Annotated in this window: 15 protein-coding genes; 4 read left to right on the forward strand and 11 right to left on the reverse strand. The window is 55.7% G+C overall.

What is annotated here, in order from left to right; all coding sequences use genetic code 11:
- Positions 1-12 precede the first annotated feature (12 nt).
- Positions 13-471, reverse strand: coding sequence for an Lrp/AsnC family transcriptional regulator (locus QQF33_RS17280; protein ID WP_012016320.1), 459 nt, complete (start codon positions 469-471; stop codon positions 13-15).
- Between the two features lie 116 nt (positions 472-587).
- Here QQF33_RS17280 and QQF33_RS17285 point away from each other — a divergent pair, with 116 nt between their 5' ends.
- On the forward strand, positions 588-1,634 hold the full coding sequence (locus QQF33_RS17285) for a PLP-dependent cysteine synthase family protein (protein ID WP_282492615.1): 1,047 nt from the start codon (positions 588-590) through the stop codon (positions 1,632-1,634).
- A 42-nt stretch (positions 1,635-1,676) separates the two neighbouring features.
- Here QQF33_RS17285 and cof read toward each other — a convergent pair whose 3' ends face one another.
- The 3 genes from cof to QQF33_RS17300 form a co-directional block, all read right to left on the reverse strand.
- Positions 1,677-2,495 carry an HMP-PP phosphatase gene (gene cof, locus QQF33_RS17290; protein WP_285158304.1) on the reverse strand — a complete coding sequence of 273 codons (819 nt, stop codon included), beginning with the start codon at positions 2,493-2,495 and terminating at the stop codon, positions 1,677-1,679.
- Positions 2,496-2,636: 141 nt separating this feature from the next.
- Positions 2,637-3,821, reverse strand: a complete 1,185-nt coding sequence (locus tag QQF33_RS17295) for an amidohydrolase (protein ID WP_285158305.1) — start codon at positions 3,819-3,821, stop codon at positions 2,637-2,639.
- Positions 3,811-5,013: an MFS transporter gene (locus tag QQF33_RS17300; RefSeq protein ID WP_285158306.1), complete on the reverse strand. Its 1,203-nt coding sequence runs from the start codon at positions 5,011-5,013 to the stop codon at positions 3,811-3,813. Before QQF33_RS17300 ends, QQF33_RS17295 begins: the two co-directional genes overlap by 11 nt.
- A 191-nt stretch (positions 5,014-5,204) precedes the next feature.
- On the opposite strand from QQF33_RS17300, the gene QQF33_RS17305 reads away from it, so the two are divergent.
- From QQF33_RS17305 to queC, 3 genes are all read left to right on the forward strand, one after another.
- Positions 5,205-6,110 carry a LysR substrate-binding domain-containing protein gene (locus QQF33_RS17305; RefSeq protein WP_282492619.1) on the forward strand — a complete coding sequence of 302 codons (906 nt, stop codon included), beginning with the start codon at positions 5,205-5,207 and terminating at the stop codon, positions 6,108-6,110.
- A 24-nt stretch (positions 6,111-6,134) separates the two neighbouring features.
- On the forward strand, positions 6,135-7,835 hold the full coding sequence (locus QQF33_RS17310) for an SgrR family transcriptional regulator (protein WP_285158307.1): 1,701 nt from the start codon (positions 6,135-6,137) through the stop codon (positions 7,833-7,835).
- A gap of 67 nt (positions 7,836-7,902) precedes the next feature.
- On the forward strand, positions 7,903-8,598 hold the full coding sequence (gene queC / locus QQF33_RS17315) for a 7-cyano-7-deazaguanine synthase QueC (protein ID WP_282492621.1): 696 nt from the start codon (positions 7,903-7,905) through the stop codon (positions 8,596-8,598).
- Between the two features lie 42 nt (positions 8,599-8,640).
- On the opposite strand, the gene QQF33_RS17320 is transcribed toward queC, so the two are convergent.
- The 7 genes from QQF33_RS17320 to clpP all read right to left on the reverse strand — a co-directional run bounded on the left by QQF33_RS17320 (position 8,641) and on the right by clpP (position 16,803).
- Complete coding sequence (locus tag QQF33_RS17320) at positions 8,641-9,039, reverse strand: YbgC/FadM family acyl-CoA thioesterase (RefSeq protein WP_095281007.1); 399 nt, start codon at positions 9,037-9,039, stop codon at positions 8,641-8,643.
- A 98-nt stretch (positions 9,040-9,137) separates the two neighbouring features.
- The gene (locus QQF33_RS17325; RefSeq protein WP_285150559.1) at positions 9,138-9,524 is read right to left on the reverse strand and encodes a helix-hairpin-helix domain-containing protein; all 387 of its coding nucleotides are present in this window, start codon (positions 9,522-9,524) and stop codon (positions 9,138-9,140) included.
- Positions 9,525-9,672: 148 nt separating this feature from the next.
- Positions 9,673-11,547, reverse strand: a complete 1,875-nt coding sequence (gene ppiD / locus QQF33_RS17330; protein ID WP_285150560.1) for a peptidylprolyl isomerase — start codon at positions 11,545-11,547, stop codon at positions 9,673-9,675.
- Between the two features lie 212 nt (positions 11,548-11,759).
- On the reverse strand, positions 11,760-12,032 hold the full coding sequence (gene hupB, locus QQF33_RS17335) for a nucleoid-associated protein HU-beta (RefSeq protein WP_010428111.1): 273 nt from the start codon (positions 12,030-12,032) through the stop codon (positions 11,760-11,762).
- Between the two features lie 210 nt (positions 12,033-12,242).
- The gene (gene lon, locus QQF33_RS17340) at positions 12,243-14,597 is read right to left on the reverse strand and encodes an endopeptidase La (protein ID WP_282492624.1); all 2,355 of its coding nucleotides are present in this window, start codon (positions 14,595-14,597) and stop codon (positions 12,243-12,245) included.
- 181 nt (positions 14,598-14,778) lie between these two features.
- Positions 14,779-16,053 (reverse strand): ATP-dependent protease ATP-binding subunit ClpX, encoded by a 1,275-nt coding sequence (gene clpX / locus QQF33_RS17345; RefSeq protein WP_095281003.1) that lies wholly within the window; start codon positions 16,051-16,053, stop codon positions 14,779-14,781.
- A gap of 126 nt (positions 16,054-16,179) precedes the next feature.
- Positions 16,180-16,803: an ATP-dependent Clp endopeptidase proteolytic subunit ClpP gene (clpP, locus tag QQF33_RS17350; RefSeq protein WP_003021624.1), complete on the reverse strand. Its 624-nt coding sequence runs from the start codon at positions 16,801-16,803 to the stop codon at positions 16,180-16,182.
- Positions 16,804-16,949 lie beyond the last annotated feature (146 nt).

Here is a 16,949-nt window from a genome sequence, read left to right on the forward strand (position 1 = left end):
GTATTGTTTGAGTTATTCAATGGGTAACGCTGTGGTGTATTTAATCTGTTCCATGGCGAAACTGGAGGTGACGTCCGACAGACCCGGCACGCTGTTCACCAGCCGCTTGTAGAAGTCGTCGTAGCGTTTCATGTCCGCCACCTGGACGCGCATCAGATAGTCGTATTCCCCGGCCATGCGCCAGAAGCCAAGCACTTCGGGCATCTCGGAGACTTCGGTGACAAACCGGCAGTACCAGTCGCTGCTGTGGTGCTGCGTTTTTATCAGAACAAACGCGGTCAATCCAAGCCCCAGTTTTTCGGGATCGAGCAGCGCCACGCGCCCGAGCAAAACCCCGTCGTCTTCCAGTCTTTTAAGGCGTTTCCAGCACGGCGTGGTGGTCAGATTAACGGCATCGGCGAGTGCCTGCAAAGAGAGGGTGCAGTCCTTTTGCAGTAAGGAGAGCAGCTTGCGGTCAATTTTATCTAACATACCCCACCTCTCAGAGAATAATTTTCTCCTGACATTCTATTTTAAAGGCCAGATAGCAACAATTTTTTCTGTGCTTTTCGCTATGCTGGGCACAAAATGACAAACGGATAGACACGATGAATAGCACCTGGGTCAAACACGCGATCAGCGAAATCAATGCCGACTATCAACGCTCGGCGGACACGCACCTCATCCGCCTGGCGCTGCCGGGTTTTCCCGGCATTCAGCTGTACCTCAAAGATGAAAGCACCCATCCGACCGGCAGCCTGAAGCACCGTCTGGCGCGCTCCCTGTTCCTGTACGGGTTGTGCAACGGCTGGATCAAAGAAGGCACCACCATCATTGAATCCTCGTCGGGTTCAACCGCCGTCTCCGAGGCCTATTTCGCCCGTCTGCTTGGCCTGCCGTTTATCGCCGTCATGCCCTCCTGCACCGCGAAACGCAAAATCGAGCAGATCGAGTTTTACGGCGGACGCTGCCACTTCGTTGAGAGCGCCTGCGAAATCTACGCCGCTTCGGAGATGCTCGCTCGCGAGCTGAACGGCCATTATATGGACCAGTTTACCTTCGCCGAACGCGCAACCGACTGGCGCGGGAATAACAACATCGCCGACAGCATTTTCCGCCAGATGAACAATGAACCGCACCCGGAGCCGTCGTACATCGTGATGAGTGCGGGGACCGGCGGGACGTCCGCCACCATTGGCCGCTATATTCGCTGCCAGGGTTACGACACCAAACTGATGGTCGTGGATCCGCAGAACTCGGTATTCCTCGACTACTGGCAACACCGCGACGCCAGCCTGCGCAGCCCGGTGGGCAGTAAAATCGAAGGGATTGGACGCCCCCGTGTGGAGCCGTCCTTCATTCCCGATGTGGTCGATGAGATGCTGCGCGTGCCGGATGCGGCCAGCGTTGCCACGGCGCACTGGCTGGAAACGCAGCTGGGCCGCAAAGTGGGCGCATCTACGGGCACCAATATGTGGGGCGCGTTACAGCTGGCGGTGCGGATGCGCGAAGAGGGCCGGACCGGTTCTATCGTCACCCTGCTGTGCGACAGCGGCGAGCGCTATCTGGACACCTATTACAATGCAGAATGGGTCAGAGCGAATATCGGCGATATTGAGCCGTGGAAAGCGCAGATTGCGCAGATGACAAAATAAAAAAAAGCCAGGCTATGTGCCTGGCTTGCTGGAAGGGTCTCACTATTCGGGGGAATACGGGAGGTTTGGTTTATCCAGCCAATGAGTCAAAAAGTGGGACACCGCTTCGTTACGGCAATGCCCAATAACCGGGAGATGCGAAAGCTCAGCCTTCAGCTGTGGCATCGCATTTCCCATAATCACACCGCGGCCGACGCTGCCCAGCATCTCGCGGTCGTTCATGGCATCGCCAAATGCCATACAATCCTGCATCGTCAGACCTAAGTGGTCGCTCAGCACCGCCAGCGCGGAACCTTTGTTACATCCCACCGGCAGCACTTCGAGGCACTCTACCGCCGAAAACGTCAGATGCGCCCGGTCGCCCAATACGTCATTGAGCTGAATACGCAGACGGCACAGATCGTCGTGATCGCCGCAGAAACAGATCTTGGTCACCGAGTGCGCAGGAAGACGGCGCAGATCCGTGAGCTGGTAGCGAAAGCCGCTGTAGACGTGGGCTTTCAGCAGTTCCGGGATCTCTTCGCCCGTGAGCCAGCCGGTATCATTGAAAACATGAATGCTGGCCTGGGTATCCCAGGTGCTGTGCAGGACCAGGTCCGCCACTTCCGGGTCGAGATCCTGACGGTGTAAGACGTCGCCTTCGACAGAGTGAATGCGCGTCCCGTTGCCGGTGATCAGAAACGCATCCATCGACAGTTTGCCGAGCAGGTGACACATCTCCAGCACGTGACGGCCGGTGGCAAACGTCAGGGTGATATCACGCTCATGCAGCCGCTTCAGCGTACTCAGGGTTTTGTCTCCCAAGCGGTGATCCGGCATTAAGAGCGTGCCGTCCATATCAAATGCTGCAAGCCGCGCCATGATGACTCCAAAAAGGTGGTGGGGTTAATCTGGGGATCAGTATTGCCCGCAATATACGGAAGTAATAGTGAATAGATGAGGATTATTGTTCCGGGTTTATACAAAAACGCTGCCGGGGCAGCGTTTTTAAAGGAGTGAAAATCAGGCCTGATTAATTAACAGGTGCTGAATAAAACCGACATGGAGTTTGACGCCAATCTGCAGCGCCGCCTCATCCAGGCGGAATCGTGGATTGTGCACCCCGTAAGTCGCGGAGATACTTTCATTCCCGCTGCCAATAAACAGGAAGCAGCCGGGCACTTTTTGCTGGTATGACGAAAAATCTTCGCCGCCAAACAGCGGGTGAGGCATCTCGCGTAGCGCCTGCTCGCCCAGCGCATCGCTCACCACCTTGCGGGCTATCGCACAGGCATCCGGGTGGTTGTTGCCGCTGGCATAACCTCGCGTCCAGTTCAGGGTAAAGCGCGCCCCGTGGGCGGCGGTGATCCCGGCGATCATCTGCTCCATCTGCTGCGGCACCTGCTGGCGCACGCTGGCGTGATGGGTGCGCAGGGTTCCCGCCAGTTTGACGCGCTCCGGAATGACGTTATAGCTCTCTCCGCTCTGGAAGGTGGCGATGGTCAGGACCGGCACCTGCAGCGGATCGGTGCGGCGTGAAACCACATTTTGCAGGGCCATCACCACTTCCGCGCCGATGGTCACCGGATCGATACACAGATGCGGCATCGAGCCGTGGCCGCCTTTGCCCTCAATGGTGATATCGAAGTTATCCGTCGAGGCGCAGAAGACGCCCTCTTTCAGCGCCACTTCGCCGGTCGGGAAATTCGGCATCACGTGCAGGCCGAAGATTTTCTCTACACCGTCGAGCACGCCGAGATCCACCAGCTCCTGCGCACCGCCTGGCGGCACCTCTTCCGCATGCTGGAAGATAAAGCGCACCGAACCGTGCAGCATCGACTGACACTGGCTCAGCACTTTCGCGGCGCCGAGCAACATCGCGGCATGAGCGTCATGGCCACAGGCGTGCATCACGCCCGGCACCGTCGAGCAAAAGGCTTCGTCGTTCTCTTCCTGAATCGGCAGGGCGTCAATATCGGCCCGCAGCGCGTAGCGCGGCCCGTCATGTGCGCCTTTCATATCGGCAATCACGCTGTTGGGCGTCAGGCGCGTCAGCGTCAGACCGCCAAAACCGGACAGTTCCCCGGCAATATAATCCGCGGTGTTATGCTCCTGAAATGAGAGTTCAGGATGAGCATGAATGTGTCTGCGCCAGCGTAAAACATCGTCTTTGACTTCAGCCAGCATCGCTTCAAAATTAAATGCCATCACACTTCTCCTCAGTTAATGCGTGGCGCGTTTTCAGCGCCAGCGGCAACATGGCAAGCCCGGCAACCACCATTGCCAGCGCCAGAAAAACAAACGTCGACAGGTAGCCCTGGCTGACGGTGATCAGATAGCCCATCGCAATCGGGGCGACAAACCCGCCCAGCGTCCCGCCGGTATTGATAATCCCCATCGCCGCGCCCATCACCTCTGGCGGCAGGCGTTTCATGGGTAAGGTGAAGACGGTCACGAAAGCCGCCATCAGGAAAACGTAGCCGAGGAAAAGCAGTAGCCCGGCGGTCAGCGCCGACGTTGAGGTGTAGACCAGCCAGATGCACAGCGCACTGAGCAGCGCGCTGCAGAAAATCACTTTCGGCTCTTTACCCTGCATATAGCGCCCCACCAGCCAGCCGGTGGCGAGGGACGAGATCCAGATACCCAGGCCTCCCGCGGCGACCACCAGCCCGGAAACGTCGAGCGTCATTCCGCGCTGCTGCACCAGATATTTCGGCAGCCACGCCATCAGGCCGTAGGACGGAATGTTGATGCAGAAGATCGAGATGAAGAGCAGGACCACAATGGGGTTTTTCAGCAACGTGCGATAGCCGGTCACGGCTCCGGCACGCGCTTTCACCGGCGCCGGATTCGGCACCCACAGCATAATCGCGATAGCAATCGCAAAGGCCAGCAGACCGAGGATCGAAAAGGAGCCGCGCCAGCCCAGCGAATTCAGGCTATACACCGCAACCAGCGGCCCGGCGGTCATTGCCAGACCAGCCGACGAGAGCAAGATCGACTGGGCAAAGGTGCGCTTTTCAAGGGGGAAATTAGAGACAACGGCTTTGGCACAGGAGCACGGATAGCCGGAATGGCCGACGCCGGATAAAAAGCGGAACGTGACCAGCAGCCCCAGGCCGAAGCCCAGCATGCCGAAGCAGAGCGCGAAGCCGCCGAGCAGGCACAGGGACATGCTCAGCACTTTCTTGTAGCCGAACTTATCGTTTAGCCAGCCAGCGGGAATTTGAAACAGCGAATAGGCGAGGAAGAATATCCCGGTGATATACCCGAGCTGTTCAGGACGAAGGTCAAATTCACGTTCGATGGGCAGGAGCGCAAAGCCCATCACCGTTTTGTCGAGATACACCACCACATAGCCGACAAAGAGCAGGAAAATCATCAGGAAACGATTCTTCATAGCCGATATCTCTTTTGTTATCACCTCGCCGGAGGGGGATCGACAGGTGAAGGTAAAATGCGACATGCATCACATAACAGACTGAACAACAACGTTTTATGTTTTATCTTCATCGACGTTAGCAGCTTTACCACCCCGCCATAAGATACAATTTTTGTACAGGTGATACTTTTTACTGATAGGGGCTGGCGTTGCGTTATTTGCCAAAGTTGCAGCAACTGAAGGTGTTTCAGCAGGTTATCCGCAGCGGCAGTATTCGCGGCGCGGCCAGGGCGCTCGGGCTATCTCAACCGGCGGTCAGCAGAACCTTGCGTGAACTGGAGCAGACGCTAGAGACCCGGCTGATCGTGCGCGGGAATCAGGGGATGACGTTAACGGAAACCGGGCGGGCCTTTTCCCAGCGCATGCAGTTTATTCTTGAGGAGCTGGAGCGGGCGGCCGATGAGATCCGTCAGATCGACCAGTTCTCGCAGGGCGCGGTGGCGATGGGATTCTCCTCCCTCCTCGCGGTAACGGTTTTTCCGGCGCTCAACGACGCCTTCAAAGCGCAGTTTCCCCAATCCACGCTGCTGGTGAAAGAGGGACAGCTGTCGATGCTGTTACCAGCCCTGCGTGAAGGACGACTGGATTTTGCCGTCGGTACCGCCGGGCCAGGGTTCCCGCTGGACGATCTGGTGCGCGAGCCGCTGTTCAATGCCTCGTTCGGGATTATTGCTCGCAAAGGACATCCGCTGGCGGAGGCAACCACCTTCGACGCGCTGCAAAATGCACGCTGGGTGCTGCCGGAGACCGATATGGGGTATTACCAGCAGCTGGCGGTGAATGAGCTTCTGCCGCCGCTGGCGCAAACGCCCCTTCGCACGGACTCGATGATCTCCGGGCTGAGTCTGGTATTAGCGTCGGATTATCTGACCATCGTGGCGCGCGCGATGCAGGCCCCGTTTGGTTTGCAGGACCAGCTGTGTATGCTGAATATCGACAGCCTGCCGCAGGCGGAATATCACGTGCTGTATTCGCAAAAATCGCCGCTGACCTTTGCTGCGCGGCGGCTGCTGGATCTGCTGCGTCAACACTGTCAGGCGTACCACTGGCATTAACTTTTCATCCTCAGGGCAGCGACGATGCGTCAACTCAACAGACTGAATCAGTTTCAACGCCTCTGGCAACCCTCTGCCGGTGAGCCTCAGCAGATTACCGTGGCGGAACTGGCGGAACGCTGCTTTTGCAGCGAGCGGCACGTGCGTACGCTGTTGCGCCAGGCGCAGGAGGCGGGCTGGCTGAGCTGGCAAGCGCAATCCGGACGCGGCAAACGCGGCACCTTAACTTTTCACGTCACGCCCGACAGCCTGCGCAATGAGATGATGGAGCAGGCGCTGACGCGCGGGCTGCAACACGATGCCTTAGAGCTGGCGCAGCTCGACGCCCCGGAACTGCGCGCATTGCTTCACCCTTTCCTCGGCGGGCAGTGGCAGAACGACACGCCGACGCTGCGCATCCCCTACTATCGCTCCCTCGATCCGCTCCATTCGGGCTTTTTACCGGGGCGCGCGGAGCAGCACCTGGTCGGGCAGGTATTCTCCGGGCTGACGCGGTTTGACGGCGACAGCCGCGAACCGGCTGGCGATCTTGCCCATCACTGGAAGGTGTCTGCCGATGGCTTGCGCTGGCACTTTTACATTCGCTCGACGCTGCACTGGCATAACGGTGATAAGGTCGAAACCGCGCAACTGCGCGCCAGTCTGCTGGAACTCTTTGCCCTTCCCGCCCTGCGACGGCTGTTTAGCAGCGTGCTGCACGTTGAGGTGACCCACCCTCAGTGCCTGACCTTCGTGTTGCACCAGCCGGATTACTGGCTGGCGCATCGCCTGGCAAGCTACTGCAGCCGTCTGGCCCATCCCGAGCAGCCGTTGATCGGCAGCGGCCCGTTTCGTCTCGCCGTGTTTGATCCCGATCTGGTGCGGCTGGAGTGTCATGAGCAGTACCATCTCAGCCACCCGTTGCTCAAGGCCATCGAATTCTGGATCACCCCGCAACTGTTCGAGCAGGATTTAGGCACCAGCTGTCGCCATCCGGTACAGATCGCCATCGGCGAGCCTGATGAACTGGCGAATCTGCGGCTGGTCAGCAGCAGTACCAGCCTCGGGTTTTGCTATCTCACCCTGAAACAGAGCGGACGCCTGAGTAAACGGCAGGCGCAGCGGCTCATCAATATCATCCATCACACCACGCTTCTGCACACGCTGCCGCTGGATGAAAACCTGATCACGCCTGCGCATGAGTTACTGCCGGGCTGGACGATCCCTGACTGGCCGGAGCTGAAAGATGTCGCGCTCCCCGAAGCGCTGACCCTGATTTACCATCTGCCGGTCGAGTTACACACTATGGCCGAGCAGCTCAAACAGTACCTGGCAAAAGCGGGCTGCACGCTGACGGTCATTTTCCACGACGCGAAAACCTGGGACGGCTGTAGCTATTTTGCACAAGCCGATCTGATGATGGGCGACAGGCTGATCGGTGAAGCGCCGGGGTATACGCTGGAGCAGTGGTTGCGCTGCGACACGCTGTGGCCGCATCTGCTGACTGCGCCGCAGTTTGCGCACCTGCAGGCGACGCTGGATGCGGTGCAGATGCAGGTCAGCGAGCAGGCCAGGCACTCGGGCCTGCAGTCGATTTTCACCCATCTGATGGAAAACGCGGTGCTGACCCCGCTGTTTAACTATCAGTATCAGATCAGCGCCCCGCCGGGGGTGAACGGCATTCGCCTCAATACTCGCGGCTGGTTTGATTTTTCGCAGGCCTGGCTTCCGGCCCCGAGCGCGTGAAGAAGCTGGTCGCCACGCGTGCCAGACGTTACCATATTGTTTTTACCGATACTGTTGAGACTTATTTATGAAACGTGCCGTCGTCGTGTTCAGCGGAGGACAGGATTCCACCACCTGTCTGGTTCAGGCCCTGCATCAGTATGATGAAGTGCATTGCGTGACGTTTGATTATGGTCAGCGCCATCGCGCTGAAATCGACGTTGCCCGCGAACTGGCGCTGAAACTGGGCGCACGCGCGCACAAGGTGCTGGACGTCACGCTGTTAAACGAACTGGCCGTCAGCAGCCTGACGCGCGACAGTATTCCCGTTCCCGACTATGAGCCGGATTCGAGCGGCATTCCGAATACCTTCGTGCCTGGCCGCAATATTCTGTTCCTGACGCTGACCGCCATTTACGCCTACCAGGTGAAAGCCGAAGCGGTGATCACCGGCGTGTGTGAAACGGATTTCTCCGGCTACCCGGACTGCCGCGACGAGTTCGTGAAAGCGCTCAATCACGCCGTCGATCTGGGTATGGCAAAAGAGACCCGCTTTGAAACGCCGCTGATGTGGCTCGATAAAGCTGAGACCTGGGCGCTGGCCGATTACTGGGGCAAACTGGATCTGGTTCGCAACGAAACCCTGACCTGCTACAACGGCATCAAAGGTGACGGCTGTGGTCAATGCGCCGCCTGTAACCTGCGCGCCAACGGCCTGAATCACTACCTGGCCGATAAGCCTGGGGTGATGGCGCTGATGAAGAAAAAGACCGGGTTGAAGTAAGCCGCTGTTTGACCGGGTGAACAACCTTCACCCGGCCATAAATTATTCAATTAACAGATCAAGCTTCTCGCGTAATTCCCCTTCCAGCGGCAGCGCTTTCTGCGTTTTCAAATCGATACAGACAAAGGTAATCAGCGCATCAGCGACAACCTGCCCTTCCGGGTCGAGCGTTACCACCTGGCTCAACACGCCGCTTTTCCCGTTTAACTGTTGCAACTGGCTGGTCACCGTCAGGCGATCGCCGAGCACGGCCGGACGGCGGTAGTTGATGTTGATATTGGCAACCACAAAAGCGATGTTGTGCGCCGTGAGCCACTGGAAGCTTTCGCTGTTTTCCAGCCCGTCCCAGCGAGCCTCTTCGAGGAATTCGAGATAACGAGCATTGTTCACGTGCTGGTAAACGTCGAGATGGTATCCGCGTACTTTGATCTGAGTCTGCATAGCGCACAAGCCTTGAAGTTGTTATAGGGTAAGAGGTCATAACTGGTATGACCTCTTTATCCTGGCAAAATTTTGCCACTGTGCAAGTTATTGTGTGATTAGAGTGTCAGGTGTGCGAGGTTGCGCTCAACCAGTGCGCTGCCAATCCCCGGCACCTGCTTGAGATCGTCGAGCGTTTTGAACGGGCCGTATTCGTCGCGATAGCCGACAATGGCCTGCGCCTTTTTAAGCCCCACGCCGTTCATGGCGCGCGCCAGATCTTCTGCCGACGCCGAGTTGATACTGACCCGGGTACTTTCGTCATCGGCCGCTTTGTTGCTCACCGTTGCCTTCGGCTGTGAAGCGGTAGCGTCCGGACTGGTGACTTCCGCCGTTGTCGCAACGGTAGGGGCCTTCGCCGCCGGTGTCGCCGCCAGTGCGCTACAACTCATCCCCGTAGTGGCGATCGCAAGAGTGATAAAGAGTGCTTTGATTCCACGTTTCATGCTGTTTTCTCCTTGTTTGTTGACAGCGAAGGAACGATATCGCCCCGGCAAAACAAGCACAAACAGCAGATTTCAAAAATGGAAAAGGCCGCGAAAGCGGCCTTTGAATGTTGCAGAGCGTTGCGAAAATCTGCGAGCAGCGCCGTAATTATTGCTGCTGCGTGATGATATCGCCCAGCTTGATTTTGGCGTCTTTGCGCAGGTTGCTCATCAGTGCTTCGAAAGCGATCTGGGCGTTGTTCTGGGTGATCCCCTGAACCATCGCCTTTTTCTGCTCTTCCGGCATGGTGCCTGCTTTCACTTCGTCCAGCGCCAGCAGAACAATGTTGCCCTGCATATCAGACGCCGTACCGAAGCTCGGTTTGTCTTTCGCTGGCAGGCTCAGACCAAACGCCGCCTGGCTTACCGGATCCTGACCAGTACGGCTCAGGGTTTTCGCCTCACCGAAGCTCAGACCCGCCGCTTTTAGCGCCGCGTCACCTTTGCCTGCTTTCAGCTCAGCCAGCAGTTTTTCTGCATCCAGCTTCGCCTGCTGTTCCGCTTTGGTGTGTTTCACCAGCGTTGCAATCTGATCTTTCACAGCGTCCAGCGGCTTGATCGCTTCTGGTTTGTGTTCTGCTACGCGCACCACAAATGCACGATCGCCGTCCACGGTAATGATGTCAGAGTTGCTGCCCGGCGTGCCGTTCTCACCCACAAGGCCACCGTTGAAGATCGCGTCAGCAACCGGCTTGAAGTTCAGCTCTTCTGGCAGGTTATCGTGACCGAACCAGCCTGTTTCAACAGCTTTCACACCAGCGGCCTGTTCTGCGCCCGCCAGGGATTCGTTGTCATTGCTTGCCGCGTCACTCACTTTCTGCTGCAGAGCGTAGTAAGCATCCAGCGCTTTTTCCTGCTTCACTTTCGCTGCGATATCATCGCGAACGTCAGCCAGCGGTTTGGTTTTGGCAGGCTGGACATCATCCAGACGCGCCACCAGGAAGCCAACGGAAGATTTGATCACACCGGACAATTGACCTTTCTCTTTCAGGCCCGCGTTTTTCAGCTCATCTGGGGTAGTCGCATCTTCCAGCCAGCCCATATCCCCGCCGTTTTTCGCAGAGATGATGTCGGTGGATTTTTCTTTCGCCAGTGCGGCAAAATCAGCGCCTTTGGCCAGCTCGTCAACAATCGCCTTAGCATCCGCCTCGGTTTTGGTCTGAATCACGCTGTAGCGGTTACGCTGAGCCTGAGTGAACTGATCCTGATGCTGGTCGTAGTAAGACTGGATTTCGCTGTCAGACGCGGTTTCCTGCATCGCAGCGGCATCCAGCTTGATGTAGCTGACGCGGAACTGCTCAGGAGCGGTGAAGTTGTTTTTGTTCTGCTCGTAGTAGGCTTTGATTTCGTCGTCGCTGACCGACTGTTTTGCCGCCAGGGCGTTGACGTCAATCGTGGCCGTGCGAACCACACGCTGCTGCGCCACCAGGGCTGCCAGCTCGTCAGTCTCGCCTTTCAGCATGAAATCGGTACCGACGACCGCGTTGATCAGCTGCTGTGTCGTCAGCTGGTTGCGCAGCGCCTGAGCGTACTGGTCCGGGGTCATGCCCATCTGATTGACGATAGAGGTGTAGCGCGTGTTGTCGAATTTGCCGTTGTTCTGGAAAGCCTGAGTCGCAAAGATGGCTTTCTTAACCTGATCGTCGCTGATGCCGAGGCCCAGGTGTCTGGCATACTGGTCCAGCAGCGCTTCGTCGATAAGACGGTTTACGGTCTGCTGACGTAAGGTTTTCATGTAGCCTTCGTTCGCTGCAAGCTCAGAGAACTGATCGCCCAGCTGTTGCTGCATGCGATTACGTTCCCCGGCAAAGGCATTTTCAAACTGCCCGCGGCTGATTTCCTGGCCATTTACTTTGGCGGCGTAGTTGCTGCTTCCGCCAATCAGGTATCCACTCACGCCGGTCAGAATGAACGACACGATAATGATACCGAAAATAATCTTGAGCACGAGACTGTTAGCAGCCGTGCGTAAGTTGTCCATCATGGTGAAACCACACTCCGCTGTAGGTGACTTGTGACCTCACGCTGGGAAATATCCTGACCGCAGCGCGTAAGGGTCGTATTGTGACAAGAAACCGGGGTAAATGTCAGCCCACAACTCGCATAAAGTCGCATAAAGTCGCCCGGGACAAACAAAAAAGGCACATCAAATGATGCGCCCTTGTACTTTTCAACTTCCCTTGAACGAGAAAGCGATCAGTTTACTGCGTCTTTCAGTGCTTTACCTGCACGGAAACCTGGCACTTTAGCGGCAGCGATGGTGATCTCTTTACCGGTCTGAGGGTTGCGGCCAGTACGGGCAGCACGCTCTTTAACAGCAAAAGTACCAAAACCTACCAGCGCAACGTCATCCCCGGATTGCAGAGATTCAGTTACAGAGGCAATTAATGCATCTAACGCACGTCCAGCCGCAGCTTTAGAGATATCAGCACCCGCAGCAATTTTGTCAATCAGTTGAGATTTATTCACTGTTCTCTTCCTCTCTTTATAATTTATATCGCGCCTGAATCCTTCACGACGCGACCGCGCAGCAGTTATATCAGGCCTGCCATGACCTTACAACACCCGTTGTTGATGGCTAACCCAATCAGCAATCTAAATTAGCTATACAAAAAAAGGCTGGCAAGTGAGAAATCACCTGTCAGCCTTGTTTTTCTTAACGCTCTTTGCGCGAGGTCACTATTTTGCGGTTACAACCTGCATTCCAGAGGGCTCATTCTGCAGCGCAAGGCTCAGAACCTCCTCAATGCGTTTCACCGGATGGATATCGAGATCGGCGATAACATTGTCAGGAATCTCTTCCAGATCACGTTTGTTCTCATGCGGGATCAATACGGTTTTAATACCACCGCGGTGCGCAGCCAGCAGTTTTTCTTTCAAACCACCGATTGGCAGCACCAGACCACGCAGGGTGATCTCACCGGTCATCGCCACATCAGCGCGAACCGGGTTACCCGTCAGACAGGAAACCAGCGCGGTACACATGGCGATACCCGCACTTGGACCGTCTTTCGGCGTTGCCCCTTCCGGAACGTGAACGTGAATGTCGCGTTTTTCGTAGAAGTCCGGATTAATACCCAGCTTCTCCGCACGCGCACGGACCACGGTCAGCGCAGCCTGGATGGACTCCTGCATGACTTCGCCCAGAGAACCGGTGTAGGTCAGCTTGCCTTTGCCTGGCACACAGGCGGTTTCAATGGTCAGCAGATCGCCGCCCACTTCCGTCCATGCCAGACCGGTCACCTGGCCCACGCGGTTTTCGTTATCGGCACGACCATAATCGAAGCGCTGTACGCCCAGATATTCGTGCAGATTGTCGCCGTTAATCTCAATGTGTTTCAGGGATTTATCCAGCAGCAGCTGTTTCACCGCCTTACGGCACAGTTTCGAGATTTCACGCTCAAGGCTACGCACGCCCGCTTCGCGAGTGTAGTAACGAATAATGCTGATAATGGCACTATCGTCGACCGTAATTTCGCTCTCTTTCAGCGCGTTACGCTCAATCTGTTTTGACAGCAAATGACGTTTAGCGATGTTCAGCTTTTCGTCTTCCGTGTAACCGGACAGACGGATCACTTCCATACGATCCAGCAGCGGAGCCGGAATGTTCATGGAGTTAGAGGTTGCCACGAACATCACATCGCTGAGATCGTAGTCCACTTCCAGGTAGTGATCGCTGAACGCCACGTTCTGTTCTGGATCTAACACTTCCAGCAGCGCGGACGCCGGATCGCCACGCATGTCCGAAGACATTTTGTCGATCTCATCGAGCAGGAACAGCGGGTTTTTAACGCCCACTTTCGCCATTTTCTGAATCAGTTTACCCGGCATAGAGCCGATGTAAGTCCGACGGTGACCGCGAATTTCCGCTTCGTCACGCACGCCGCCGAGCGCCATACGGATGTATTTACGTCCGGTGGCTTTGGCGATGGACTGACCCAGAGAGGTTTTACCCACACCAGGAGGCCCTACCAGGCACAGAATCGGGCCCTTCAGCTTGTTCACACGGCTCTGAACCGCAAGATACTCAAGGATGCGGTCTTTGACGCGCTCGAGGCCGTAATGGTCGGTGTCGAGGATCTCTTGCGCCTGACGCAGGTCTTTTTTCACCTTGCTGCGGGCGTTCCAGGGTACCTGAACCATCCATTCGATATAGCCGCGAACCACGGTCGCTTCAGCCGACATCGGAGACATCATTTTCAGCTTCTGCAGTTCTGCTTCGGCTTTCTCTTTTGCCTCTTTCGGCATTTTCGCCGCGTCGATCTTACGCTTCAGCGCTTCGTTTTCGTCCGGCGCGTCGTCCATCTCGCCGAGCTCTTTCTGAATGGCTTTCATTTGCTCGTTCAGATAGTACTCGCGCTGAGATTTTTCCATCTGCTTTTTGACGCGGTTGCGAATGCGTTTCTCAACCTGCAGCAGATCGATTTCAGATTCCATCATCGCCATCAGATATTCCAGACGTTCGTTCACGTCGGACATCTCCAGCACAGACTGTTTGTCAGCCAGCTTAAGCGGCATGTGTGCAGCGATGGTATCCGCCAGACGCGCAGGATCGTCGATGCTGTTGAGCGACGTCAGCACTTCTGGTGGGATTTTTTTGTTCAGCTTGATGTAGCCTTCGAACTGGCTAATCGCGGTGCGCACCAGCACTTCCTGCTCGCGCTCGTCGAGCGCAGGAGACTCAAGGTACTCCGCTTTCGCAGAGAAGTGCTCGCCGTCGTCAGAAAGGGTGGTGATACGCGCACGCTGCAAGCCTTCTACCAGCACCTTCACGGTGCCGTCAGGCAGCTTCAGCATTTGTAAAATAGAGGCCACGGTCCCGACGGTGAAAAGATCGTTTACACCCGGCTCATCCGTTGATGCTTCTTTCTGCGCAACCAGCATGATTTTTTTATCATGATCCATGGCGGCTTCAAGGCAACGGATAGATTTTTCCCGCCCTACAAATAAGGGTATGACCATGTGCGGATAAACCACCACATCGCGCAGCGGCAATACGGGGATTTCAATGCGTTCAGAACGCTCAGGATTCATAGAGCTCTCTCTTAGTTTAGTGTCCGCCAGGTAAGCAGGTCATGTCACTGTGTTACACAACCATAAACATGTAACCAGTATATGGGGATGTTTCCCACACATTCAACGCTATGAATACGGAAAAATAAAAGGGGAGATAAAATCCCCCCTTTTTGATTAACTGCTTGTATGATTTGGCTAATTATTCGCCAGATGCCTGCTGCGCTTCCGGCTTGCCATACATCAGCATTGGCTTAGACTGGCCGCTAATCACAGACTCGTCGATCACCACTTTTTCGACATCTTCCATGGACGGTAAATCGTACATGGTGTCGAGCAGCGCGGCTTCAACGATAGAGCGCAGACCACGCGCACCCGTTTTACGGACCATCGCTTTCTTGGCGATAGCGACCAGCGCTTCGTCACGGAATTCCAGATCCACGCCTTCCAGATTGAACAATGCCTGATACTGCTTGGTCAGCGCATTTTTCGGCTCTTTCAGGATCTGAATCAGCGCATCTTCGCTCAGCTCATTCAGCGTTGCCACGACAGGCAGACGACCGATGAACTCAGGGATCAGACCAAACTTGATCAAATCTTCTGGCTCAACCTGCGACAGCAGTTCGCCTTCGTTCGCTTTCTCGGACTTGGCTTTCACCGTCGCGCCAAAACCAATGCCGGAGCCGGTTTCTACGCGGTTCGCGATCACTTTATCCAGGCCTGCAAACGCACCGCCACAGATGAACAGGATCTTGGAGGTATCAACCTGCAAGAACTCCTGCTGAGGGTGCTTACGTCCGCCCTGCGGCGGAACAGCGGCAACCGTACCTTCGATCAGCTTCAGCAGAGCCTGCTGAACGCCTTCGCCCGAGACGTCACGGGTGATAGACGGGTTATCGGATTTACGGGAGATCTTGTCGATCTCATCGATGTACACGATCCCGCGCTGTGCTTTCTGTACGTCGTAGTCGCACTTCTGCAGCAGTTTCTGAATGATGTTTTCAACGTCTTCACCCACGTAACCGGCTTCGGTCAGGGTGGTGGCATCCGCCATGGTGAACGGAACGTCCAGCAGGCGTGCCAGCGTTTCAGCCAGCAGCGTTTTACCGGAACCCGTTGGGCCGATCAGCAGAATGTTACTTTTGCCGAGTTCAACACCATTGCTGGTGTCGCCGTTACGCAGACGTTTGTAGTGGTTGTACACCGCAACGGCCAGCACTTTTTTTGCCGGTTCCTGGCCGATAACGTAATCATCAAGATGATGACGGATCTCGTGTGGAGTCGGCAATGCGCTGCGCTCACGGTGAGGCGCTACTTCTTTAATCTCTTCGCGGATGATGTCGTTACATAAATCGACACATTCGTCGCAGATATACACGGACGGCCCGGCAATCAGTTTACGCACTTCATGCTGGCTTTTGCCGCAAAAAGAGCAGTACAGCAGTTTGCCCGAACCATCTTTGCGTTTATCTGTCATGAGTCCAAACCTCTTATTAAGTTCTTTGTGCCGCACATGACGACGCAAATGCCATTCTCAGACGCAAGTCGCTATGAAGCAAAGTGCCGCCTACCTTAGTATAGCGGCACACTCGCGCCGTGGGCATCAATTACGATGGGTCAAAATGGAGTCGACTAAGCCGTACTCAACTGCCTCTGATGCGGAGAGGAAGCGATCGCGCTCGGTATCACGCTCGATCTGCTCAAGTGATTGACCCGTGTGGTGCGCCATAAGTTCATTCATGCGCCCTTTCACTTTCAGAATTTCACGCGCATGAATTTCAATATCTGTCGCCTGACCCTGGTATCCGCCCAGCGGCTGGTGAATCATCACGCGGGAATTTGGCAGACAGAAACGTTTGCCCTTCGCGCCTGCCGTCAGCAGGAACGCCCCCATGGATGCCGCCTGCCCCATACAAATGGTGCTGACGTCAGGCTTGATGAACTGCATGGTGTCATAGATGGACATCCCGGCAGTGATAACGCCGCCTGGGGAGTTAATATACAGGTAAATGTCTTTTTCCGGGTTTTCCGCTTCCAGGAACAGCATCTGCGCCACAATCAGGTTCGCCATGTGGTCTTCCACCTGGCCGGTCAGAAAGATAACGCGTTCCTTGAGCAGACGGGAATAGATATCAAAAGAACGTTCCCCGCGAGAGGTCTGTTCGATAACCATAGGCACCAGAGCCATATGGGGTGCAAAGTTATCTCGTTCGCCACTGTATGACATTTCCGTCTCCTGGATAAAAATTGGAAAATACCTGCTGTACTGATTGTAACCTTATGGACGGATTATCAGCCAGTCTCATTCATCGTGATTACACACTTATGGGGACGGCATCGCCATATTTCAAGCATAACAATCTTTTGCTGTAA

The organism is Lelliottia wanjuensis, assembly GCF_030238365.1.
GTDB classification, from domain to species: domain Bacteria; phylum Pseudomonadota; class Gammaproteobacteria; order Enterobacterales; family Enterobacteriaceae; genus Enterobacter; species Enterobacter wanjuensis.